The organism is Streptomyces sp. NBC_00075 (assembly GCF_045041225.1).
In the GTDB taxonomy this organism is placed as follows: Bacteria; Actinomycetota; Actinomycetes; order Streptomycetales; family Streptomycetaceae; genus Streptomyces; species Streptomyces adonidis.
In genome coordinates this window covers 8,864,264-8,888,126 of sequence record NZ_CP108243.1, presented here as the reverse complement: position 1 = coordinate 8,888,126, position 23,863 = coordinate 8,864,264, and the positions used below count along the sequence as shown (strand labels likewise).

Genomic DNA, 23,863 nt, shown 5'->3' with positions numbered 1-23,863 from the left:
GCCGTCGCACGGCAGGTTTCACCGGTGCGCGAATCGGTTGAAGCGTTACGTTCGAGGCGAGTTGAACGAGTGTCGCAAAGTGACCATACACACATCCGGCCGGACCTTGTCGGGCAAGGTCCGGCGGGGCGCGGGGCGTTGACGATGCCTGTTGACGTATCGCCTTTTACCCGCTGATGACTTGGTCTTTTTGTCGACCGAGAGCCCCTGCGGGACGGCCGGGAACGTCAGGTGACACCATCAGCCGAGCAGCGAGTCCAACTCGACGTGCTCCAGCCCGTGCGCCTCCGCGACCTCGCGGTAGACGACCTTGCCGTCATGCGTGTTGAGGCCCCGGGCGAGCGCGGGATCGCGGCGCAGCGCCGCCACCCAGCCGCGGTCGGCGAGTTCCACGATGTACGGCAGCGTGGCGTTGGTGAGCGCGTAGGTCGAGGTGTTGGGCACCGCGCCGGGCATGTTGGCGACGCAGTAGAAGACCGATCCGTGGACCTGGAAGGTCGGTTCGGCGTGGGTCGTGGGGCGCGAGTCCTCGAAGCAGCCACCCTGGTCGATCGCGATGTCGACGAGAACGCTCCCCGGCTTCATCCGCGACACGAGTTCGTTGGTGACCAGCTTCGGGGCCTTGGCGCCGGGGATCAGCACCGCGCCGATGACGAGGTCGGCGTCCAGGACGGCCTTCTCCAGCTCGAAGGAGTTGGACATGATCGCCCGGACCTTGGTGCCGAAGACCTTGTCGGCCTCGCGCAGCTTGTTGATGTCGCGGTCGAGCAGCGTGACATGGAAGCCCATGCCGACGGCGATCTGCGTGGCGTTCCAGCCGGAGACGCCACCGCCGATGACGACGGCCCGCGCGGGCTGCGTGCCGGGGACGCCACCGGGGAGCACGCCACGCCCGCCGACCGAGCGCATCAGGTGGTAGGCACCGACCTGCGGGGCCAGCCGGCCGGCGACCTCCGACATCGGGGCGAGCAGCGGCAGGGCGCGACCGGGCAGTTCGACGGTCTCGTAGGCGATCGCCGTGGTGCCGGACGCGACGAGCGCGTCGGTGCACTCCTTGGACGCGGCCAGGTGCAGGTAGGTGAAGAGCGTCTGGTCCTTGCGGAGGCGGTGGTACTCCTCGGCGATGGGCTCCTTGACCTTCAGCAGCAGGTCGGCGGTGGCCCACACCTCGTCGGCCGTGGGCAGGATCCGCGCCCCGGCGGCCACGAACTCGTCGTCCGTGATCGAGGAGCCGACGCCGGCGCCGTGCTCGATGACGACCTGGTGGCCGTGGCGCACCAGTTCGTGCACTCCGGCGGGCGTGATGGCCACGCGGAACTCGTTGTTCTTGACCTCGCGGGGGATGCCGACCTTCACGTCGATCACGGTCCTTGGCTCAGAGGGTGTGTGGGGGCATAGCAATACATACCCGGACGTGCGGGGGCACACCAGGAGACCGCAGGAGAAGGCGCGGTAGAGCCAGTTTAATGAAGGCGTTCTCGGTGTCTAGCCTTTCAATGCATCAATCTTCGACTGATGTACTACGGATTTCGTAGGCGTTAGCACCGTGTTCCGGGTCCGGATCACCCTCAGGGCCCTCCTGGGCCTCCGGATCGTCGCCCAGCAGCCGCTCCGCGGCGCTCCGGTGCAGCCGTGCCGCGGCCGGATCGCCGAGGTGTTCCAGCGTGTCGGCCAGCCGCAGCTGGAGCGCGCCCTGAAGCCGTACGTCGTCGGCGCGCCGCGCCCACTCCACGGCCTCCTGGCAGGTGCGCAGCGACTCCTCGGGCCGCCCCGCGTACTCCTGGACCCGCGCCAGCTCGCTCAACGCGCGCGCGTGGGCGGCCACATCGCCGTTCTTGCGGTAACCGGCCACTGCGGCACGCCAGTTACGCAGTGCCTCGCCGTAGCGGCCCGCGTAGGTGTGCGCGGTGGCGATACGGCCGTACAGCCGGGCGGCGTCCTCGCGCTCGTCGCGCGCCAGGCGCTGGGCGAGCGCACGCCCGTACCAGTCGGCGGCGCGGTCGTGGTCCCCGAGTTCCTGGTGTGCGCCCCCTACGGATTCCATCGCGCGCCCGGTGGCGTACGGGTCGTTCGCCTCGCGTCCGGCGTCCAGGGCGGCCCGGTAGCGGGCCAGCGCGTCGTTCGTACGGCCGGTCTGCGCGTCCAGGTCGGCTAGGTTCAGCAGGGCGGCGGCCCGCTCGCGGGGCAGTTTCCGGCGTTCGGCGACATCGAGGACGAGACGGTGGACGCCGTACAGGTCGGGCGCGGCGGCCTGGGTGCCGATGTGCGCGACCATGGCCTTGACCAGGGCGGACATCAGACGGCGGGCCAGTGTGTCCAGCTCCCCGTCGGCCACCGCCATGCGGGCCGCGGCGAGCAGGGCGGGCCTGCGGATGGTCAGCCAGTCCGCCGCCGCCCTCGGGTTGGGGAAGCGCAGCGCGCTGGGCGTGCCGAGGAGTTTCTCGCGCGCCGTCGGGCTGTCGGTCTCGGTGATGGCCCGGCAGGACACCAGCAGCCGTACGGTCCGCTCCAGCATCCGCGCGCGGGCCAGTTGCAGCTCGGCCGGGCGGTCCTGGGACTCCGCGAGGGGGCGCAGGAGGGGCAGCAGGCAGCCGGGGACCTCGTACTGCGGCAGCGGCGAGTCCACGGCCGTCAGGAGGCTCAGGGCGACGAAGTCGTCCAGGGTGGCGCGGGCGCCGCCGACCGAGCAGCCGGCCAGCGCGGAGGCCGTCTGCGGGTCGACCAGGCCGCCGGGGGCGAGGGCGAGCAGTCGCAGTATCCGGGCGGCCGGGGCGGGCAGCGAGGCGTACACGAGGCGGAAGACGCGGCTCAGGGGGGTGCCCTCGTCGCTCTCGGCGTGCAGTTGCTTGGCGAGGTCGGAGACGGCCGCCTTGGGCCGGGCCGCGAGCCAGCCGCCGGCCAGCATCAGTGCGGCGGGCTGGCCCTGGCACGCCTCGGCGAGTCCTTCGGCGGAGCGGGGGTCCACGGTGATCCGCACCGACCCCGTGAAGCGTTCGAGCAGTTCCACGGCGGACTTGGTGTCGAGGCCGCCCAGGGTGCAGGGGCGGACGTCGGAGATCCCGGTCAGCGGGCCGCCGGAGACGGCGACGGCGAGGCAGTCGGGGTTGTCGGGCAGCAGCGCGTCGACCTGCTCGGGGTCGGCCGCGTCGTCGAGCAGGAGCAGCATCCGCCGGTCGGCCAGCGCGTCGCGCAGTGCCTCGGACAGCTCGTCCGCGTCGGCGCCGGGCGGGGTGGGCAGTTCCAGGGTGGTCAGCAGTTCGCGGGCGGTGCGTTCGGTCGGTACGGGGGTGCCGTCGGGTTCGGCGAGCCGGGCGCGCATGATGCCGTCCGGGTAACTGTCCGCGACCTGCCGGGCCAGCTCCTCGGCGAGGGCGGTGCGGCCCGAGCCGGGCTTGCCCGCGATGAGCAGCACACGCGCGCGGGGCGCCTTCCGGCCGGCGAGGGTGTCGAGTCCGGCGCGCTCGATGTCGGCGCGCAGCTCCTTCAACTCTCTTGTCCGGCCGAGGAACTGACTGACCGTGGGAGCGGGCGGCCGATCGTTTCCGGACAGCTTCGTGCCGTCTGTGTCCACCGCCTGATCCGTCACGGGCCACACTCCCGTCCACCTGCACGCGCAAGCCCGCCGGGACTCCGGTTCGGGCGTTTCCAGAGCCTAGTTCACGCTCTGCGACGATCTGTGCGGAGCACGACGAGCAGGTCGCCCGATCGGATCAGGCGATGGTCACACCGGAGTCGGCAGTTGGCCCACGCAGGTGCCTCAGGCCTCGAAAGGCCGGGCCGGCCAGGGCGCCTCGGCCGGGCGCAGCGCGTCGAGTCCGTCGCCCTTCTCGGCCGCCACCAGCGAAAGGACGCCCACGACAAGGCAGTTGCTGTGCAGCTCGCCGGCGAGGATGCCCCGGACGAGTTCGTCGAGGGGCACGCGCGCGTGCTCCATGTCGGCCTCCTCGTCCTCGACCTCGAAGCGCTCCCCCTCGGCCTCGGACAGATTCCGGGCCAGGAAGATCCGTACGGCCTCGTCGCAGCCGCCCGCCGTGGGGTAGACGTCGGTCAGCACCCGCCAGTCCTCGGCCTTGACGTGCGCCTCCTCGTACAGCTCGCGCTGGGCGGCGTGCAGCGGATTCTCGCCAGGTACGTCGAGCAGGCCGGCCGGGATCTCCCACATCCGCTGACGGACGGGGTGGCGGTACTGGCGGATCAGCAGGACCCGCCCCTCGTCGTCGAGGGCGAGGATGCCCACGGAACCGGGGTGGACCTGGTAGTCGCGGCCCACCACCGAGCCGTCGGGCATGACCACCTCGTCGGTGCGCACGGAGGTCTTGTTGCCCACGAAGGGGGTCTCCGTCGCCCGGATCTCCCACTCCTCCGGAGTGTCCTCGATGGTGGTCATGTCGACTTGTCCTCCCACATCCCGCACGTGCCAAAGAAACCGGGGCACGCACCCCTAAAGGCGCGCACCCCGGTCACCGTACAGCCCTTGGACTACTTGCCCGTCTTGCGCTCGACGGCGGCCTTGACGAGGCCCGCGAAGAGCGGGTGGGGGCGCGTCGGGCGGGAGCGCAGCTCCGGGTGGGCCTGCGTGGCCACCAGGTAGGGGTGCACCTCACGCGGGTACTCGACGTACTCCACGAGCTTGCCGTCCGGGGAGGTGCCGGAGAACTGGATGCCGGCCTTCTTCTCCAGTTCGGCGCGGTAGGAGTTGTTGACCTCGTAGCGGTGGCGGTGGCGCTCCTCGACGTACTCCTTGCCGTCGTACACCTCGCGCACGATGGAGCCCTCGGCGAGCTTGGCCGGGTACATGCCCAGGCGCATCGTTCCGCCCATGTCGCCGTCGCCCGCGACGATGTCGAGCTGCTCGGCCATGGTCGAGATGACCGGGTGGGCGGTGGCGGCGTCGAACTCGGTGGAGTTGGCGTCCTCGATGCCGGCCAGGTTGCGGGCCGCCTCGATGACGATGCACTGGAGGCCGAGACACAGTCCGAGCAGCGGGATCTTGTGCTCGCGGGCGTACTGGATCGCGCCGACCTTGCCGGACACACCGCGGTCGCCGAAGCCGCCCGGAATGCAGATCGCGTCCACGTCCGCCAGCTGCTTCTTCGCGCCGGCCGGGGTCTTGCAGTCGTCCGAGGTGACCCACTTGATCTTCACGCGCGCGTGGTTGGCGAATCCGCCCGCGCGCAGCGCCTCGGTGACCGAGAGATACGCGTCGGGCAGGTCGATGTACTTGCCGACCAGGGCCAGGTTGATCTCGTGGGCGGGGTTGTGGACGCGGTCCAGGAGGTCGTCCCAGGTCGTCCAGTCCACGTCCCGGAAGGGCAGGTCCAGCTTGCGGACGACATAGGCGTCCAGGCCCTCGCGGTGCACGGTCTTGGGGATGTCGTAGATCGAGCGGGCGTCGGGGCAGGCCACCACGGCCGCCTCGTCGACGTCGCACATCAGCGAGATCTTGCGCTTGATCGCGGTCGGGACCTCGCGGTCGCAGCGCAGCACGATCGCGTCCGGCTGGATACCGATGTTCCGCAGGGCGGCGACCGAGTGCTGGGTCGGCTTGGTCTTCAGCTCGCCGGACGGGCCGATGTAGGGCAGCAGCGAGATGTGGACCACGAACACGTTGTCCCGGCCGACCTCGTGGCGGACCTGGCGCACGGTCTCCAGGAACGGCAGCGACTCGATGTCGCCGACCGTGCCGCCGACCTCGGTGATGACGACGTCGACCTCGTCCGTGGCCATACGGCGGATGCGGTGCTTGATCTCGTTGGTGATGTGCGGGATGACCTGGACGGTGTCGCCCAGGTACTCGCCGCGCCGCTCCTTGGCGATCACCGTCGAGTAGATCTGGCCGGTGGTGACGTTGGCCGAGCCGTCGAGGTCGCGGTCGAGGAAGCGCTCGTAGTGGCCGATGTCCAGGTCGGTCTCGGCGCCGTCGTGCGTGACGAACACCTCACCGTGCTGGAAGGGGTTCATCGTGCCCGGGTCGACGTTCAGGTACGGGTCGAGCTTCTGCATGACCACACGTAGGCCGCGCGCCTTGAGGAGCATGCCCAGGCTGGAGGCCGTCAGACCCTTGCCGAGCGAGGAGGCGACACCCCCGGTGACGAAGATGTGCTTGGTCGTCGTGGCGTTGCTGTTTCGGAAAGCAGCGGGTGTCATGGCCAAGGCGGGGCTCCCGTGGTCGCGGTCTGGGGTGCGGTACGGCCACCCGGCCCGGAGATTTCCGGGTTTTCGCTGGAGGAGCCGTCGCTGCGGTTCGGGGGTTTCGTGCCCACCGGTCCACGGGCTACCAGGGTATCAGCGACCCGGGGAGAAGGCTTCCGGCCACGCTCCGCGCACACCCGGACACGCATCCCGTACACGAGTCACCATCACCTCGTCCAGCGCTCACCCGAAACTGTGCCCGCTCAACCGAGCTTCACTCGTTCAGCGGACCCGGGTTGTCGAGAGCGGCACGCGGATCATCTGCGTGCGTCGTATGCTCCTCGGACACTCGCTGCCGAGCCCGGCCGGCAACACGGCACCACCCCCGCCCGTAACCCCGGAACAACGAGAGCTCGTCAGTCCGTTGAGCACCGATTGGTGTTTGCTCCACCGCTCAACGACGCTTTACAACGAACCCTTGACCGCAAGAGCGAGACCCCCCTTTTCCTTCTCTACGGGGGGCGACGTGGCCGTTCGACTGGAGTTGCACGTGGCCGGGCGCATCGAAGACTACGCACTCATCGGAGACATGCAGACCGCCGCGCTGGTCTGCCGGGACGGCACAGTCGACTGGCTGTGCCTGCCCCGCTTCGACTCCCATGCCGTCTTCGCGGGACTGCTCGGCACCGAGGAGCACGGCTTCTGGCGCCTCGGCCCCGCGCACGCGACGGACGCAGAACCCCCCACCGCGGCACGCCGCCGCTACCGGGGCGACTCGCTGATCCTCGAATCCGAGTGGGACACCCCGCGCGGCACGGTCAGAGTGACCGATTTCATGCCCCCTCGCGACGGCGCCCCCCAGCTGATCCGCATCGTGGAGGGCGTCAGCGGCCGCGTGCCGATGCGCTCGGCCCTGCGCATGCGGTTCTCGTACGGCCGCGTCGTGCCGTGGGTGCACAAGCACGAGGGCCGGACGGTCGCCGTCGCGGGCCCCGACTCGGTGTGGTTCGACACCACCGCCGAGACGTACGGCAAGTCCCTGACGACGTACGCCGACTTCACGGTGGCACCGGGTGACCGCATCGCGTTCACCATCTCCTGGGAGCCCTCGCACAAGCAGCCGCCCGCGCTGCCCGAGCCCGAGCAGTCCCTCGACGCCACCGAGGAGTTCTGGCGCGAGTGGGTCGAGCAGTGCACGTACCACGGCCCCTACCGCGAGGCCGTCGTCCGCTCGCTCATCACCCTCAAGGCACTCACGTACGCGCCGACCGGCGGGATCGTCGCCGCCCCCACCACCTCCCTCCCGGAGGACATCGGCGGCGTGCGCAACTGGGACTACCGCTACACCTGGCTCCGCGACGCGGCCATCACCCTCTCCTCCCTCCTGCGCACCGGCTACCGCGACGAGGCCCGCGCCTGGCGCGAGTGGCTGCTGCGCGCGGTCGCCGGCGACCCCGAGAACCTTCAGATCATGTACGGCATCGCGGGCGAACGGGAGTTGGGCGAGGCCGAGCTGGACTGGCTGCCCGGCTATGAGAACTCGGGCCCGGTCCGGGTCGGCAACGGCGCCGCGCACCAGCTCCAGCTGGATGTGTACGGCGAGGTCACCGAGGCCCTGCACCTGGCGCACATGACGGGTCTGGCCCGCAACGACTACGCCTCCCTGCTCCAGTTGAAGCTGATCCGCTATCTGGAGCAGCACTGGGACGAGCCCGACGAGGGCATCTGGGAGGTGCGCGGTCCGCGCCGGCACTTCGTGCACTCGAAGGTCATGGCGTGGGTCGCGGTGGACCGCACGATCAAGCTCATCGAGTCCGGCGACGCGGACGGCCCGCTGGAGAAGTGGCGCGAACTGCGCGACGACATCCACCGGGACGTGTGTGAGAAGGGTTACGACAAGGAGCGCAACACCTTCACACAGTCGTACGGCTCGAAGGAGCTGGACGCCTCGCTGCTCCTCATCCCGCAGATGGGCTTCCTGCCTCCCGACGACAAGCGGGTCATCGGCACCATCGAGGCCATCCAGCGCGAACTGTCCACCTCGGACGGCTTCATCCTGCGCTACCCGACCACGGGCGGCGAGGAGAACCTCGACGGTCTGCCGGGCGACGAGGGCGCGTTCCTCGCCTGTTCGTTCTGGATGGCGGACGACCTCGCGATGATCGGCCGCGTCGACGAGGCCCGCAAACTCTTCGAGAAGCTCCTGGCCCTCCGCAACGACCTGGGCCTCCTGGCCGAGGAATGGGACCCCCGCCTCAAGCGCCAGGTGGGCAACTTCCCCCAGGCCTTCAGCCACGTCCCACTGATCGACACGGCCCTGCGCCTGACGGCTTCAGGGGCCTACGGCGGCTGAGCGCCCCAAAGGGGCGCGGGGAACTGCGCGACCAGCCACGACGGCGCCGCACGTCAAAACGGCGCCCTCGTGGTGAAGCGCATAGGCTGAGAGCACTAAATGCCCCTTATCGGAAGGGGACCGCCATGGCCTCCCCCTCAAAGGCGGGCGCAGCCCTCTCCGCCCTGCGCGACGATCTCACCGGCGAGGTCTTCGCCCCGGGGGATCCCGGGTACGACGACAACCGAACCGTCTACAACGCCATGATCGACCGCCGCCCCGCGGTGATCGCGCAGTGCGCGGACGACGCCGACGTAGCCCGTTCCATCCGCTTCGCCCGTGATCTGGACCTCAAGATCGCGGTCCGCGGCGGCGGCCACAGCGTGGCAGGCATGGCGCTGAACGACGGCGGTCTGGTGATCGACCTGCGCCGGATGCACGAGGTGACCGTCTACCGCGCGGCCCAGTCGGTACGGGTCCAGGGTGGGGCCCTGATGAGCCACCTGGACCGGGCGACCCAGCCGTACGGGCTGGCGACCACCGGCGGCCGGGTCTCCACCACCGGGGTCGGCGGCTTCGTGCTGGGCGGCGGCAGCGGCTGGCTGGAGCGTTCCTGCGGCCTCGCCGTCGACAACCTCATCGGCGTCGACCTGGTCACCGCCGACGGTACCGCGGTGCACGCGAGCGACGGGCAGAACCCGGACCTGTTCTGGGCCCTGCACGGCGGCGGCGGAAACTTCGGCGTCGCCACCTCACTGACCCTGAGGCTGCACGAGCTGCCCGTGGTCTCCATGGCCCTGGTGCTGTACCTCCCGGAGCTCGGCCAGGAGGCGACCCGCATCTACCGCGACGTGATCGAGGCGGGCCCGGTCGAGGCGAGCGGCGCGGTCATCTATCTCACCGGCCCGCCCGAGGAGTTCGTCCCGCCGCACCTGGTCGGACAGTTGCTGTGCGCCGCCCTGCTGACGTACGCGGGCCCCGAGGAGGACATGCGCAAGCTCGCCGAACCGCTGCTGGCGCTGCCGCACGAGTCGGCGGTCGTGACCGCGATCCCGTACGCCGACCTGCAGTGCATGCTCGACGACCCGCCCGGGATGCGGAACTACTGGTCGGCCGAGTACCTGACGGGCGCCCCCGACGACTTCGTGGCCGTGTTCTGCGCCGCCGGGAACTCCGTACCGGTCCCGACACCGACCACTCACGTGCTGTTCCCGATGGGCGGCGCGGTCGCCGACGGCCCGGCCGAGTACCCCGTGCCCTACCGGGACTCCCCCTGGGCCGTGCACCCCTTCGGCATCTGGGAGGACCCGGCGGACGACGAGCGCTGTGTCCAATGGGTCCGTGACGTCCGTACCGACGTGCAGCCGTGGAGCAGCGGCGCGGTCTATCTCAACTTCATCGGCGACGAGGGCCCGGAACGCGTGATCGCGGGCCTGGGCGCCGAGAACACGCGCCGGCTGGCGTCGGTGAAGCGCCAGTACGACCCGGACAACGTGTTCCGCTTCAACCACAACATCGTTCCGGCGTAGGCAAGCCGCCGGTGCCGCCGACGGGCAGGTCGTCATCCGTACGTAGGTGCAGGTAGCGTCCGCTGCATGGACAGCCGTACGGACAGCCGTTTGGAGAGCCAGGGCGCCGGGATCACCGTGCGGCGGGCCCTCGATCTGCCCGGGCTGCGCAGCGGGCTGCCCGAGATCCTCGCGGGCGCCGAGCGGCTGGGGCGGACCGTGCGGTGGGTGCACGCGGGCGAGGTCCCGCACATCGCCTCGCTGCTCAAGGGCGGCGAACTGCTCCTGACGACCGGGTACGGGCTCGGCACACGTCCGGCCGAGCAGCGCGCGTTCGTCCGTACCCTCGCCGAGCGGGGCATCGCGGCGCTCGTCGTGGAGCTGGGCCCGCGCTTCACGCGGCTGCCCGCGGCACTGGTGGAGACGGCCCGCTCGACCGGTCTGCCGCTGGTGCAGCTGCACCGCGAGGTGGCGTTCGTGGCCGTCACCGAGGAGATCCACACCGAGATCGTCAACGGCCACTACGCGCTGCTCCAGCGGGCCGAGGAGGTCCACCGGCGCTGTACGGAGGCCCTGCTGGGCGGTGGCGGCATTCCGCAGGTCCTGGGCATCCTGGCCGACTTCAGCGGCAACCCGGTGTTCCTGGAGACGACGGACGGCCAGCTCCTGTACGCCGCCGGAGCCGGCCCCGAGGGCGCCGACCCGCTCCAGGTGTGGGAGGGGCTGCGCGCCCAGCAGAAGGACGCGCCGCCGCCCGCCGGTTCCGTGCTCGTCGACGTGCCCGGGGGCGGCCACGGCACCGGTTCGGTCCGCGCGCGGCTGGTCCTGCTGCCCGTCCTCGAACCGCTCGCCCCCGTGCACCGCATCGCCGCCGAGCGGGCCGCGGGCATCCTGGCCGTCGTCCTGATGCAGGCCCGCCAGGAGGAGGAGCTGGCAGCGCGTGGCCGGGGCGACTTCCTCACCGACCTCGCGGAGGGCCGTATCGACGCGGAGGCGGCGCCCGCGCAGGCCCGCGTTCTCGGCTTCAAGCCCGGCACGGGCCCGCTGCTGCCCCTGGTGATGCGGCTCGGCGACACGATGTCGCCGGGCGGTGGCTGGGCGGTGCTGGCCCGCGCGGTCGCGGAGGAGCTGGCGTCGGTGGGCGTGCCGGTGCTGCTGGGCGTACGGCCGGTCGAGGGACGCGTACCGCTGCTCGTGGGCCTGCGTACGGAGGCGGAGCGCCCGGTGGTCGCCGACCGGGTCGCGACGGCGCTGCGGGCCGGTGTGGAGCGCGCCGGGATGCAGCGCCCGGGCGCACCGCCGCCGGTCGTCGTGGTCGGGGTGGCCGGGGGCTGGGCGGCGGCCTCGGCGGGTCTGCGGCACGCGGCGGAGACGGCGACGGCGGCCCAGGGGCTGCCGGACCGCCTCTGGTACGACGCCCGGCGCCTGGACATCGACCTGCTGCTGTGGCGGCTGCGCGACCAGCCGGACCTGGCGGCCTTCGTGGACCGCGCGATCGGCCCGCTGCGCACCCACGACCAGCGCTCCAAGCCGCCGCTGCTGCCCACTCTGGAGACCTACCTGGCGCACGCGGGCCGCAAGGCGGAGACGGCCCGTGAACTCCACCTCAACCGCCAGACGCTCTACAACCGCCTCGCGCGGATCGGGGAGTTGCTGGGCACGGACCTGGACGACCCGCAGACGGTACTGGCGTTGAGCCTGGCCCTGCGGGCCCGCAGGCACGTGACCTGAGCCGAGCCTGCTCCCCTAGGAGAGCAGCCGGGGCTGGGTGAACTCGTCGTAGACGCTGAGCACTTGGGCGACGGTCTCGTCCTCGGTGGGCCAGGTGGCGATCTGCCGCACGCCCCGCTCGCGGAGGAGTTCCTGACGCTCCGGATCCCCGAGAAGCCGTACGACGGCCCTGCCGAGCGCCGACGCGTCGCCGTACGGGACGAGTTCGGCCGCGTCCCCGACCAACTCGGGAACGCCTCCCACTGCGGTCGCGATGAGCGGCACGCGCGCGTGGAGGGCCTCCTGGGCGAGAACGGACCGCGACTCCCAACGGCTGGGCAGAAGTGCGAGATCGGCGGCGACGAGCAGTTCGCTCACGTCGTCACGGCGCCCGATGAGCCGGACCGGCAGCCCCTCGTTCTCGATGCGGCCCTGCAACTCCGCCCGCAGGGGCCCCTCCCCGGCGATCACGAGGAGCGGCTCGGGATCGAGACCGCGCCACGCGTGTACGGCGTCCAGCAGGACGTCGTACCCCCGGTGCCGGTCGAGGGAGCCGACGGCCATGAGCAACGGGCGGTCGGTGGCGCCGAGTTCGGCCCGGGTCTTCAGCCGTTCGGCCTCGTCCCACCCCGTGCTCCCGGGCGGCGCGGACAGCGCCACGGCGGACAGCCGGGCGTCCCTGGCGCCGCGCCGCCTGGCCCGGTCGACGAGGTCGGAGGAGGTCCCGAGGACGACGGCGGCGGCCTTCACGACCCGCCGCTCCAGCACCTTCAGGAGTTGGGCGCGCGGCCCCTCGGCGTACGCGCGGTTGTGCCAGGTGACGACGAGCGGGGTGCGGCGCCCGCTGAGCGCGAGGGCGGCCCGGAAGGAGGCGTGCAGCCCGTGCGCGTGCACGAGGTCGGCGTTCGAACAGGCCATGCGCAGCGCCGCCACCGAGGCGGGGTCGCTGCTGCGCGGGATGGGCACGTGTTCGGCACCGGCGCCCGTGAAGTCGTAGGCGGTGTCGGCATCGGAGGGGGCGCACACGCTGACGCGCACACCTCTCGCGACGAGCCCCGCGGCCAGCGAACGCACGTGCGCGCTGCTGCCGGCGTTGCCGCCGCCGAGCACCTGGACGGTGCGCAGCGGCGACTGGCCGTGCGGTGAGTGGCTGGTCACGGGGGTCACGTGGCCGAGGGCTCCTGGTTCGGCGTCGGGCGGTCACGAAGGAAGGACTTGGAGAAAGGACACGGAGAAACGTACAGAAGGATCGGGCGGAAGGGGTGTACCGCGCGGCTTCCTCCCTGTACGGGAGGTTTTCCATGCTCCTTCAAGGATGCCAGTACGTACGGGTGTTCCGAACCACGGAGGGGTGCGGGATGTCACCCACACGGGTGAGAGAGAACCCACTGAACGTCAACTGTTCGAACGTCAGCCGTCGGCCCGGGCCGCCGCCAGCAGCTCCTCCGCGTGCGCCCGCGCCGTCTCCGAGTCCTCCTGCCCGGCCAGCATCCGCGACAGCTCCCGTACCCGCTCCTCGCCCTCCAGGACCTTCACGCCGGACCGGGTCACCGACCCGTCGTTGGTCTTCTCGACCAGCAGCTGCCGGTCGGCGAAGGCGGCGACCTGCGGGAGGTGCGTCACGACGACGACCTGCGCGCTCTTCGCCAGCTTGGCCAGCCGGCGCCCGATCTCGACGGCCGCCTTGCCGCCGACACCTGCGTCGACCTCGTCGAACAGATAGGTGGGCACCGGATCGGTCCCCGCGAACACGACCTCCACGGCCAGCATCACGCGGGACAGCTCACCCCCGGACGCGCCCTTGGCGATGGGCCGGGCGGGCGCCCCGGGATGCGGGGCGAGCAGCAGTTCGACCTCGTCGGCACCGGAGGGCCCGTAGGCGACCGTGCGCCCGCCGACTTCGACCCCCTCGGGGTCCTCGGTCTGCCGGATCTCGAACGACACGCGCGCGTGGGGCATGGCCAGCGAGGCCAGCTCGGCGGTCACGGCGGCGGCGAACCGCTCGGCGGCCTCCGTCCGCGCGTCCGTCAACGCCTGTGCCATCCCGCCCAGTTCGCCGCGCAGCGCGTCCCGCTCGGCGGTCAGCTCACCGATGCGCTCGTCGTCGCCGTCGAGTTCGAGCAGCCGCGCGGCGCCTGTCTCGGCCCACGCCAGCACTCCTGCGACATCGGAGCCGTACTTCCGGGTCAGCGCGGTGAGGGCGGCCCGCCGTTCCTCGACGGCCGCCAGGCGCAGCGGATCGGCGTCCAGGTCGTCGGCGTACCCGGCCAGCTCCCCGGCGACGTCCCCGAGCAGGATGCCGACCTCGCCGATCCGGTCGGCGAGCGCGGCGAGGGCGGAATCGTGCGACCGTACGGCTTCGAGCGCCCGGTGGGCCCCCGCGACAAGCGTGGCGGCGTCGATGCCCTCGGGATCCTCGGGATTACCGGCCAGCGCCGCATGAGCGACGGTCGCGGCCGAGGCCAGCGCCTCCGCGTGCCCGAGCCGCTCGGCTTCCTCGGCCAGCTCGACATCCTCACCGGCGCGCGGCTCCACGGCGGCGATCTCGTCGAGCCCGTACCGCAGCATGTCGGCTTCCTGGGCCCGCTCCCGCGCGCGCGTGGTGATCTCGTCCAGCTCGGCTGCGACGGCCCGCAGTCGCCGGTACGCCTCCCCGTACTTGGTGAGGGGCGCGGCGACCGCGTCCCCCGCGTACCGGTCGAGCGCCGCCCGCTGCCGGGACAGCTTGAGCAGCCCCTGCTGGTCGGTCTGCCCGTGCACGGCCACCAGTTCGTCGGCCAGCTCGGCCAGCACCCCCACGGGCACGGACCGCCCGCCCAGATGCGCCCGGGACCGCCCTTCGGCGGAAACGGTACGGCTGATGAGCAGCGCCCCGTCGTCCAGCTCGGCGCCTGCCTCCTCGGCCCGTACGACGGCCGAACCGCCCGGAGGCACGGTGATCCGCCCCTCCACGACCGCGTTCTTGGCCCCGATCCGCACCAACGCCGCATCGGCCCGCCCACCGAGCAGCAGCCCGAGGCTGGTCACGACCATGGTCTTGCCCGCACCGGTCTCACCGGTGACGGCGGTGAAGCCGGGCGACAACTCGACGACCGCATCGTCGATCACGCCGAGCGACCGTATCCGCATCTCCTCCAACACGAACACGACCATACGAGGTCAGCCACCCCAAGTGCGACGCCCCCCACCCCACAGATGAGAAGGCCCAGGTGAACGAATGCACACGGGTCGCCCATGTCACCCGGGTGAGTGGATGTTTTCAGGGGCGCGGGGAACTGCGCGACAAGCCACAGCGAACCTGCACACGCGCGCAGATCCCCACCACCCCCCACAGGGCGCTAGTGAGGAGCACCTCGCCACCCGGACACCGGCAACGCGAACTTGGCCACCAGCCGGTCAGTGAACGACGCATGGTGCAGCCGAGCCAACCGCACAGGCACAGCCCCCCGCCGAACCTCCACCCGCGCCCCGGGGGGCAACTCCACGGTCCGCCGCCCGTCACACCACAGAACACCCGGCGGAATATGAGGCAGAACCTCCACAGCCAGCACAGAATCCGGCGAGGTCACCAACGGCTTCGCGAACAACGCGTGCGCACTGATCGGCACCATCAACAACGCCTCGACCTCAGGCCACACCACAGGCCCACCGGCGGAGAAGGCATAAGCGGTAGACCCGGTAGGCGTCGACAGACAAATGCCATCACACCCGAACCCCGTCACCGGCCGCCCGTCGATCTCCAGCACGACCTCGAGCAACTTCTCCGCGGACACCTTCTGCACGGCCGCCTCGTTCAGCGCCCAGTCCGTGTGGACGATGTTCCCGTTCTGGTGCACGACGACGTCGACGGTCATCCGTTCCTCGACCTCGTACGCCTTCGTCACCACCCGGTCGACCACCTTGTCGAGGTCGTCGCGCTCGGCCTCGGCAAGGAAGCCGACGCTGCCGAGGTTGACGCCGAGCATCGGCACCCCGGACGCCCGGGCGAACTCGGCGCCACGCAGCAGCGTGCCGTCACCGCCGAGCACGATGAGCAGCTCGCACCCGTCGAGGCACTGGGCAGTGGCCTCCTTGACCAGCTCGACCTCCGGCGGCAACGGCACTTCGGCCGCCTCCGCCTCCAGCACCCGCACCCCGAGCCCGGAGCGCAGCAGCCCCTGGACGACGAGTTCGGCGCTTCTGATCGCGGCCGGCCGCCCGGTGTGGGCGAGCAGGAAAACAGTACGATCTCGGGTCTGAGTCAACGAGGCCCCTCCGCCACTGCACGTTCGACATCGGCCGGGTTGAGTTCGGGTGCGCCGGCCCGCAGCCACAGAAAGTACTCGACATTCCCCGACGGCCCGGGCAACGGGCTGGCGGTCACACCTTGCACGCCCAGCCCCAACTGACCGGCGCGGGCGGCGACTCCGCGTACCGCCTCGGCACGCAGCTCGGGACTGCGTACGACTCCTCCACTCCCCAGCCGTTCCTTCCCCACCTCGAACTGTGGCTTGACCATCATCACCAGGTCGGCATCGGGCGCCGCACACCGCGCAAGGGCGGGCAGCACGAGGCCGAGCGGGATGAAGGACAGATCCCCCACGACAAGATCCACTGGTTCCCCATCGATCGCTTCGAGCGTCAACTCGCGTACGTTCGTACGGTCCTTGACGGTGACGCGTTCATCGCTCTGGAGAGACCACGCGAGTTGTCCGTACCCCACGTCGACCGCGACGACGTGCGCGGCGCCCGCACGAAGCAGTACGTCGGTGAATCCGCCGGTGGACGCGCCGGCGTCCAGCGCCCGCCGGCCGCCGACCTTCAGCCCCTGCGGTACGAAGACCTCCAGGGCGCCCGCGAGCTTGTGGCCGCCCCGGGAGACGTACTCGGGATCGCTGTCGTCGGCCGTGACGACGATCGCGGCGGCGGTCTCCACCTGGGTGGCGGGCTTGGTCGCGACGGTCTTGCCGACGCTGACCCGCCCGGCGGCGATCAGCTGGCTCGCGTGCTCGCGCGAGCGGGCGAGCTTCCGCCGCACCAGTTCGGCGTCAAGACGGCGGCGTGCCACTCCTGCCACGTTCGGTTCAGCTCCTATTGCCGTACGTCGTCGGGGGCGCCGGAGGTCCCGGGCGGGCGTCGAGCGCGGTGAGCGTGTCGCGCAGCCCCCGGTGTACATCCTCGTACACCTCGACATGGCCGTCCGTGGCGAGGTGGTCGGCGTCACCGAGCCGGTCCAGCTGGGCGTCGACCTCGGCGTCGCCCGTGGGGACGCGGGGGATGTTCAGCGGGGCCGGGGCGGCGGGGTCGTCGTACCCGGGTTCGACGACCGTCTCCGGGACCGCATCCGGAGCCGGCGGCTCCGCCGGGCCCTCGGCCGGGGGCACTGAGTCGTTCATGCCCCGACGCTACCTCGAACCGCTGAGGTACCGTCGTTCGCGATGGCCACGATTGAGGAGTGCCGCAGCGCACTCGACAAGCTCTCGGACAACATGGCGGGCGCGACCGGGGACGCACGCGAGGCGGCGGCCCTGGACCGCTCGCTGAGCTGCCGTATCACCGACCTGGACGTCACCTTCGTGGGACGCCTCCAAGGCGGCCGTATCGAGGTCCAGGACACCCTCCAGGGCCCGCCGCGGGACAAGGCGGAGATCCGGCTCACCATGTCCGGCGACGACCTGGTCGCGCTGGTCGCCGGCGAGCTGAACTTCGCGAAGGCCTGGGGCTCGGGCCGCGTGAAACTGGAGGCGGGCCTGCGGGACCTGTTCCGCCTCAGGAAACTTCTGTAGCAAGCTTCGTACGGGCCTTGCGCGCAGCCGGCACCACCAGCGGAGTGCCGGTCTCCGGATCCTCGATGACCTGGCAGCGCAGCCCGAACACCTCCTCGACCAGCCCGGCCGTGACGATGTCCCCCGGCGCGCCCTCGGCAATGACCGCACCCTCGCGCAGTGCGATGAGATGCGTGGCGTACCGGGCCGCGTGATTGAGGTCGTGCAGCACGGCGACCAGGGTCCGCCCCTGCTCCTCGTGCAGCTCGGCGCAGAGGTCGAGGACGTCGATCTGATGCTGGATGTCGAGGTAGGTCGTCGGCTCGTCGAGGAGCAGCAGCGGTGTCTGCTGGGCGAGGGCCATCGCGATCCACACGCGCTGCCGCTGGCCGCCGGAGAGTTCGTCGACATAGCGATCGGCGAGTTCGGCGACGCCGGTCGACTCCATGGACTCCTGGACGATCCGCTCGTCGTCGTGGGACCACTGGCGCAGGATGCCCTGGTGCGGGTAGCGACCCCGGCCCACCAGGTCGGCGACGGTGATCCCGTCGGGCGCGATCGACGACTGCGGGAGCAGCCCCAGGGTCCGCGCGACCTTCTTCGGGGGCATCGAGTGGATGAGCTGCCCGTCGAGCAGCACCCGGCCCTCGCTGGGCTTGAGCATCCGCGACAGGGCGCGCAGCAGCGTGGACTTGCCGCAGGCGTTCGGGCCGACGATGACCGTGAAGGAGTTGTCGGGTATCTCGACCGACAACTGCTCGGCGATCACGCGCTGGTCGTAGGCGAGGGTCACACTCTCGGCGGACAGGCGGTTCACGGTGTTGGTGCCCTTCTTGACGTTCTCGTTCGTGGAGTCGCTCATATCCGGCCCGCCTTCCGCTCGGTGACCAGCAGCCACAGCAGATACACCCCGCCGAGCACTCCGGTCACCACCCCCACGGGCAGTTGATCGGCGCCGAAGAGCCGCTGCGAGGCCCAGTCGGCCACGATCAGCAGGGTGGCTCCCATGCACATGGACGGCACCAGGTTCGGCCCCGGTGAGCGGGTCAGCCGCCGGGCGAGCTGCGGCGCGGTCAGCGCCACGAAGCCGACGGGTCCGGCCGCGGCCGTGGCGGCGGCGGTGAGCAGCACGGCGGCCAGCATGAGCACCAGCCGTACGCGCTCGACGCGCACCCCGAGGGCGTACGACACGTCGTCGCCCATCTCCGTCATCCGCAGGCCGCGCGCGTTCGCGAGCACCAGGGGTACGAGGACGAGGCACAGCCAGAGCAGCGGCCAGACCTGGTCCCAGCCCCGCCCGTTGAGGGATCCGGTCATCCACACGACCGCTCGGGTCGCGTCGACGAGGTCGGCCTTGGTGATCAGATAGCCGTTGACCGCCGTGACGACCGCGGAGACCCCGATGCCGACAAGCACCAGCCGGTAGCCGTGCACGCCCTGCTTCCAGGCCAGCAGATAGATGGCGAGCCCGGTCGCCAGCCCCCCGACGAGTGCCCCGAGGGTGACCGCGCCCGCGCTCCCGGAGAACAGCACGATCATGATCAGCGCACCGGCGGTCGAGCCCTGGCTGAGGCCGAGTACGTCCGGACTGCCCAGCGGATTGCGGGAGATGGACTGGAACAGCGCGCCGCCCAGCCCGAGCGAGGCCCCGACCAGCAGTCCGACCAGGACGCGCGGCAGCCGCAGCTCGCTGACGATGAACTCCTGGCCCGCGTTCCCGTCACCGAACAGCGTCTTGAGAACGTCTCCGGCAGGGATCGGGAAGTCGCCGGTACCGATCAGCACGACGCTCGCGGTGAGCCCGGCCAGCAGCAGCGCCACGACGACGACCAGCGCCCGCACGTCCAGCCGGAGGGACACTCCCCCCGGGGTCCGCACGACACGGCCGGCGCGGCCGGCGCCCCGGGCGGGCCGGACAGGAAGGTTGCTCTTCACAGCTGCGCCGTCCTCCGCCGTCGTACGAGAAAGATGAAGACCGGGCCGCCGATGACCGCGGTGACGATGCCTACCTGGAGTTCGGCGGGCCGGGCGACGATCCGCCCGACGACATCGGCACCGAGCAGCAGCACCGGCGACAGGACGGTCGCGTACGGCAGGATCCAGCGCAGGTCGGGCCCGGTGAAGGACCGCACGACGTGCGGGACCATCAGGCCGACGAAGACGATCGGACCGCAGGCGGCGGTGGCGGCCCCGCACAGCACGGTCGCGGCGGCCATGGACAGCGCGCGGGTGCGGTTCAGGTCGGCGCCGAGGGCACGGGCGGTGTCGTCGCCCATCGCCACGGCGTTGAGGGGCCGGGCCAGCAGCAGCGCGAGGACCGTGCCGACCACGATGAACGGCAGGACCTGCGTGATGGTGTCGTCGGTGGCCGAGGCCAGCGAACCGACCGTCCAGAAGCGCATCCCGCTGAGCGCCGCGTCGTCCGTGATCATCACGGCCTGGAGATAGCCGTAGAGCGCGGCGCTGATCGCGGTGCCGGCGAGCGCGAGCCGCACGGGCGTGGCACCCCGGCTGCCGCCGAGGAACCAGACCAGCGCACCGACGGCGGCGGCCCCGAGGAAGGCGAACCACACATAGCCGCTCAGCGAGGTGACGCCGAAGAAGGTGATGGCGGTGACGACGGCGGCCGAGGCGCCCGCGTTGATGCCGAGCAGCCCTGGATCGGCCAGCGGATTGCGGGTCAGCGCCTGGAGAACGGCGCCGGACAGCCCGAGCGCGGCACCGGCGAGCAGCCCGAGGAGGGTCCGCGAGACCCGCTCACCGACGACGACGTCCCCATAGGTCCCCGAGTCCTGGAACAGCCCATGCCAGACCTGCTCCAGGGACAGCTCTTTCGCGCCGATCGCGATGCTGGCGAGGGCGACAAGAACCAGGATCCCCAGGGAGACGAGGAGTCCAACGGCCCGTATCGCCTGACGCTTCGGGGGCGCGGGGGCGGTCTCCGCGCGCTGCTCAGGAGGACTATCGACAAACACCAGGTTAGGTTAGCCTACCCTCCTATTTGCCTCACTGTCCGTCCACGAGAGGGCGCCTGAGCACGGCCCCTCGACGCGGTCGGCCCCTCACAACCCCAGCCGCGCCAGCGCCTTCCCCCCGTCCAGCGCGCACACGCCGTCCCCCGCCGCAGTCCAGGCCGCCGCGCACAGCGCACGAAGCCCGTCGAGGGCTTCCCCCTCCCCTTCCAGCTCCAGCCGCTCCTCCCCCGCGGTCGCCGTCCATCCCCCGCACCGGAAACCCTCGCCCGCGGGCGTCACCTCGGGCTGCCCGGTCAGCAGCCCCCTGAGGTCGGCGTCGACATAGGTGGGCCGGTGCTGCGGTGGCGCGGCCAGCAGTTGCGCGCCGTCCGTGACGCCGGTCAGCACGAGCAGCGAGTCGACGTCCCCGTTGAACGCGCCCTCGATGTCCGTGTCCAGCCGGTCCCCGACTACCAGGGGCCGCTCGGCCCCGGTCCGCAGCACCGTCTCCCGGTGCATCGGCGGCAGCGGCTTGCCCGCCACCTGGGGCTCGGCGCCGGTCGCGATGCGTACGACCTCCACCGCGGCCCCGTTGCCCGGCGCGATCCCGCGCGCGCTGGGGATCGTCAGGTCGGTGTTCGACGCGAACCAGGGCACCCCGCGCGCGATGGCGAAGCACGCCTCCGCGAACCGCCCCCAGGGCAACTCGGGCCCGCCGTACCCCTGCACGACCGCCACCGGCTCGTCCTCGGCCGACTCGACGGGCTCAAGCCCCCGCTCGCGCAGTGCGACCCGCAGCCCCTCGCCGCCGATCACCAGCACGCGCGCGCCCGTCGGCACCTGGTCGGCGATCAGCCGCGCCACGGCCTGCGCCGAGGTGATGACGTCCGCGCCCTCGGTCGCTATGCCCAGCTCGGTGAGGTGCTCGGCCACGGCATCAGGCGTACGCAGCGCGTTGTTGGTCACATACGCGAGCCGCATCCCGCCGTCACGCGCGACGCCGAGCGACTCGACGGCGTGCACGATCGCGCTGCCCCCCGCGTACACCACCCCGTCCAGGTCGAGCAGCGCCGTGTCGTACGCCTCGCTCAGCGCCCGCGCACTGCCCTCGGGCCGCGTCCTGACGGTCTGGCTCATTGTGCATCGCTCCTCGTTCGCCCGGCTTTCCCCCGATCATCCCCCATGCCACTGACAGCCCTACGATGCACCAATGAACACTGCAGGTCCCGCGGACGTACCGGCACGCATGGGCCTTCAACTGACCCCCTTCCGGGGACTGCGCTACGACCCCGACCGGGTCGGCAGCCTGGCAGCCGTGACCTCTCCGCCGTACGACGTCATCGTGCGCCCGGACGGCCTGATCCACCTCGAATCGGCCGACCCGCACAACATCGTCCGGCTGATCCTCCCCCAGGCGGCGACCCCGTCCATCCGCAACGAACAGGCGGCGGACACCCTCGACGACTGGCTCTCCGAGGGCATCCTGACCGCCGACCCCGAGCCCGCCCTGTACGTCTACGAGCAGCGCGACACGACCGGCCACCTGCAACGCGGGGTCATAGGAGCCCTGCGCCTGTCGGAGCCGTCGGAGGGCGTCGTCCTGCCGCACGAGGACGTCATGCCGCACGTCGTGGCGGACCGCGCGGCCCTGATGCGCGCCACCTCCGCGAACCTGGAACCCCTCCTGTTGACCTACCGCAGCAACGATTCCGCAGGCGTGTCGCCGTACAGCACAAGCGCCGTGGTCGAACGCGCGGCAGCCCGCCCCCCACTCCTGTCGACGACCACGGAGGACGGCTTCGGCCACCGCCTCTGGGCGATCACCGACCCCGCCGAACTCGCCGGGATCCAGGCGGACCTGACACATCACCAGGCCCTGATCGCCGACGGCCACCACCGCTGGGCGACGTATCTGCGTCTACGCGCGGAGCATCCGTCCCCCAGCCCCTGGGACCACGGCCTGGTACTCCTCGTGGACACCGCCCGCTACCCCCTGCGCGTCCGCGCGATCCACCGCCTCCTGCACGGCCTCCCGGTCGCCGAGGCCCTGGCCTCCCTGGAGGGCCACTTCCGCGTACGTCACCTCACGGTCCCGCTCTGCGAAGCGCTCACCGCCCTCGCGGAGGCGGCCACCGAGGGCAACGCCTTCCTCCTGGCCGGCGACGGCGCCTTCCACCTCGTGGACCACCCGGACGAGGCCCTCCTGGCCCGTACGGTCCCGGCCGACCACCCGCAGGCCTGGCGCACCCTGGACGCGACAGTCCTGCACGCCACGCTCCTCGGCCACATCTGGCACATCCCCGAGGACTCACCGGCGCACATCGCGTACATCCACGACACGGCGGCGACCGTGGAGAAAGCGGAACAGGACGGCGGTACGGCCGTCCTGATGCACCCGGTCCGCGAGGAGGTCGTACGGGACCTGGCCCGCCAGGGCGTCACCATGCCCCGCAAGTCGACGTCCTTCGGCCCCAAGCCCGCCTCGGGCCTGGTGCTGCGCACCCTGGCGCACTGAAACACGCCGAAACGCAGAAGGGCGGGACCCCTGACCGGGGTCCCGCCCTTCACGCTGTCACCGCTTACCGAAGGTCGTCCGCAGGACCGTCGGCACTGTCGTCGACGGACTCGGCCTGGACGGGCTCGGTCTCGACCTCGACAGACGCAGACTCGACGCCCTTGTCCTCGTCGTCATCGAGGTCAACAAGGTCGACCCCGTCCACGACCGTGTCCGTGTCCGTGTCCGTGTCCGTGTCCGTGTCCGTGTCCGTGTCCTCATCTTCGTCGTCGTCTTCGCTCTCGTCGAAGGCGTCGACGAACTCCACCCCGTCCAGCTCGGCGAGCCGGTCCGACGCGTTCGTGCTGCCGTCCTTGTCGGACTCGACGGCCTTGGCGAACCACTCGCGCGCCTCGTCCTCACGCCCGGCGGCCAGCAGCGCGTCGGCGTACGCGTACCGCAGTCGCGCGGTCCACGGCTGTACGGAGTTGGAGGCCAGCTCGGGACTCTGCAAGGTCACGATGGCCGCGTCGAGCTGATCCATGTCACGCCGGGCACCGGCCGCGACGAGACGCATCTCGACCTGACCGGCCTTGTCCAGCTTGTGCACCTCGGGCGCCCCGGCCATGTCGAGCGCCTTCTCGGGCCGCCCGAGCCCACGCTCGCAGTCGGCCATGACGGGCCACAACTCGACGTTCCCGGTCATGCGGCGAGCCGCACGGAACTCGGCCAGCGCCTCGCTGTACTTCTGGTTCGCGTACGCGGCGAATCCGGCCGCCTCACGTACGGCGGCCACGCGCGAGGCCAGCCGCAGAGCAACCCGTGCGTACCCGTAGGCACCCTCGGGGTCCTCGTCGATGAGCCGGGCGACCATGACCAGGTTCTTGGAGACCTCCTCCGCGAGCCCCTTGGGCAGGCTCATCAGCTCCTGGCGTACGTCCTTGTCGATCTCGTCGCCCGTGACGTCCTCGGGGATCGGCAGCCGCTTG

Annotated in this window: 19 protein-coding genes; 5 read left to right on the top strand and 14 right to left on the bottom strand. The window is 71.3% G+C overall.

Annotation, left to right across the window (positions count from 1 at the left end; translation table 11 throughout):
* Positions 1-240: 240 nt before the first annotated feature.
* The 4 genes from ald to OG787_RS38965 all read right to left on the bottom strand — a co-directional run bounded on the left by ald (position 241) and on the right by OG787_RS38965 (position 6,147).
* The gene (ald, locus tag OG787_RS38980; RefSeq protein ID WP_369032960.1) at positions 241-1,356 is read right to left on the bottom strand and encodes an alanine dehydrogenase; all 1,116 of its coding nucleotides are present in this window, start codon (positions 1,354-1,356) and stop codon (positions 241-243) included.
* A 145-nt stretch (positions 1,357-1,501) separates the two neighbouring features.
* Positions 1,502-3,586, bottom strand: a complete 2,085-nt coding sequence (locus OG787_RS38975; protein ID WP_405538403.1) for a tetratricopeptide repeat protein — start codon at positions 3,584-3,586, stop codon at positions 1,502-1,504.
* A 171-nt stretch (positions 3,587-3,757) separates the two neighbouring features.
* Entirely contained in the window at positions 3,758-4,387 is a 630-nt protein-coding gene (locus OG787_RS38970) for an NUDIX domain-containing protein (protein WP_369032941.1), read from the bottom strand.
* 92 nt (positions 4,388-4,479) lie between these two features.
* Positions 4,480-6,147, bottom strand: a complete 1,668-nt coding sequence (locus OG787_RS38965) for a CTP synthase (protein ID WP_369032942.1) — start codon at positions 6,145-6,147, stop codon at positions 4,480-4,482.
* A 535-nt stretch (positions 6,148-6,682) separates the two neighbouring features.
* Between OG787_RS38965 and OG787_RS38960 the strand changes: the two genes are divergently transcribed.
* The 3 genes from OG787_RS38960 to OG787_RS38950 all read left to right on the top strand — a co-directional run bounded on the left by OG787_RS38960 (position 6,683) and on the right by OG787_RS38950 (position 11,703).
* Complete coding sequence (locus OG787_RS38960) at positions 6,683-8,485, top strand: glycoside hydrolase family 15 protein (protein ID WP_369032961.1); 1,803 nt, start codon at positions 6,683-6,685, stop codon at positions 8,483-8,485.
* Positions 8,486-8,610: 125 nt separating this feature from the next.
* Complete coding sequence (locus tag OG787_RS38955; protein WP_405538402.1) at positions 8,611-9,993, top strand: FAD-binding oxidoreductase; 1,383 nt, start codon at positions 8,611-8,613, stop codon at positions 9,991-9,993.
* 66 nt (positions 9,994-10,059) lie between these two features.
* Complete coding sequence (locus OG787_RS38950; protein ID WP_405538400.1) at positions 10,060-11,703, top strand: PucR family transcriptional regulator; 1,644 nt, start codon at positions 10,060-10,062, stop codon at positions 11,701-11,703.
* A 15-nt stretch (positions 11,704-11,718) separates the two neighbouring features.
* Here OG787_RS38950 and OG787_RS38945 read toward each other — a convergent pair whose 3' ends face one another.
* The 5 genes from OG787_RS38945 to OG787_RS38925 all read right to left on the bottom strand — a co-directional run bounded on the left by OG787_RS38945 (position 11,719) and on the right by OG787_RS38925 (position 17,057).
* The gene (locus OG787_RS38945) at positions 11,719-12,849 is read right to left on the bottom strand and encodes a glycosyltransferase family 4 protein (RefSeq protein ID WP_405538399.1); all 1,131 of its coding nucleotides are present in this window, start codon (positions 12,847-12,849) and stop codon (positions 11,719-11,721) included.
* Between the two features lie 243 nt (positions 12,850-13,092).
* Entirely contained in the window at positions 13,093-14,835 is a 1,743-nt protein-coding gene (gene recN / locus OG787_RS38940; RefSeq protein ID WP_369032946.1) for a DNA repair protein RecN, read from the bottom strand.
* 185 nt (positions 14,836-15,020) lie between these two features.
* Positions 15,021-15,926: an NAD kinase gene (locus OG787_RS38935; RefSeq protein WP_369032947.1), complete on the bottom strand. Its 906-nt coding sequence runs from the start codon at positions 15,924-15,926 to the stop codon at positions 15,021-15,023.
* Positions 15,923-16,738 (bottom strand): TlyA family RNA methyltransferase, encoded by an 816-nt coding sequence (locus OG787_RS38930; protein ID WP_369032948.1) that lies wholly within the window; start codon positions 16,736-16,738, stop codon positions 15,923-15,925. The genes OG787_RS38935 and OG787_RS38930 overlap by 4 nt, the downstream gene beginning before the upstream one ends.
* A 7-nt stretch (positions 16,739-16,745) precedes the next feature.
* Positions 16,746-17,057: a hypothetical protein gene (locus OG787_RS38925; protein ID WP_369032949.1), complete on the bottom strand. Its 312-nt coding sequence runs from the start codon at positions 17,055-17,057 to the stop codon at positions 16,746-16,748.
* Between the two features lie 42 nt (positions 17,058-17,099).
* On the opposite strand from OG787_RS38925, the gene OG787_RS38920 reads away from it, so the two are divergent.
* The gene (locus tag OG787_RS38920) at positions 17,100-17,447 is read left to right on the top strand and encodes an alkyl sulfatase C-terminal domain-containing protein (protein ID WP_369032950.1); all 348 of its coding nucleotides are present in this window, start codon (positions 17,100-17,102) and stop codon (positions 17,445-17,447) included.
* Here the strand turns inward: OG787_RS38920 and OG787_RS38915 are convergent.
* The 4 genes from OG787_RS38915 to OG787_RS38900 all read right to left on the bottom strand — a co-directional run bounded on the left by OG787_RS38915 (position 17,431) and on the right by OG787_RS38900 (position 21,517).
* On the bottom strand, positions 17,431-18,288 hold the full coding sequence (locus OG787_RS38915) for an ABC transporter ATP-binding protein (protein WP_405538398.1): 858 nt from the start codon (positions 18,286-18,288) through the stop codon (positions 17,431-17,433). The genes OG787_RS38920 and OG787_RS38915 overlap by 17 nt on opposite strands.
* Complete coding sequence (locus tag OG787_RS38910; protein ID WP_405538397.1) at positions 18,285-19,361, bottom strand: FecCD family ABC transporter permease; 1,077 nt, start codon at positions 19,359-19,361, stop codon at positions 18,285-18,287. Before OG787_RS38910 ends, OG787_RS38915 begins: the two co-directional genes overlap by 4 nt.
* Positions 19,358-20,401, bottom strand: a complete 1,044-nt coding sequence (locus OG787_RS38905; protein ID WP_405538395.1) for a FecCD family ABC transporter permease — start codon at positions 20,399-20,401, stop codon at positions 19,358-19,360. Before OG787_RS38905 ends, OG787_RS38910 begins: the two co-directional genes overlap by 4 nt.
* An 87-nt stretch (positions 20,402-20,488) precedes the next feature.
* Positions 20,489-21,517, bottom strand: coding sequence for an HAD hydrolase-like protein (locus OG787_RS38900; RefSeq protein WP_405538393.1), 1,029 nt, complete (start codon positions 21,515-21,517; stop codon positions 20,489-20,491).
* A gap of 73 nt (positions 21,518-21,590) precedes the next feature.
* Between OG787_RS38900 and OG787_RS38895 the strand changes: the two genes are divergently transcribed.
* A complete protein-coding gene (locus tag OG787_RS38895) occupies positions 21,591-22,895 on the top strand; it encodes a DUF1015 domain-containing protein (protein WP_369032955.1) in 1,305 nt (434 codons plus the stop codon).
* Between the two features lie 64 nt (positions 22,896-22,959).
* On the opposite strand, the gene OG787_RS38890 is transcribed toward OG787_RS38895, so the two are convergent.
* Entirely contained in the window at positions 22,960-23,796 is an 837-nt protein-coding gene (locus OG787_RS38890) for a hypothetical protein (RefSeq protein WP_405540715.1), read from the bottom strand.
* Between the last annotated feature and the right edge of the window lie 67 nt (positions 23,797-23,863).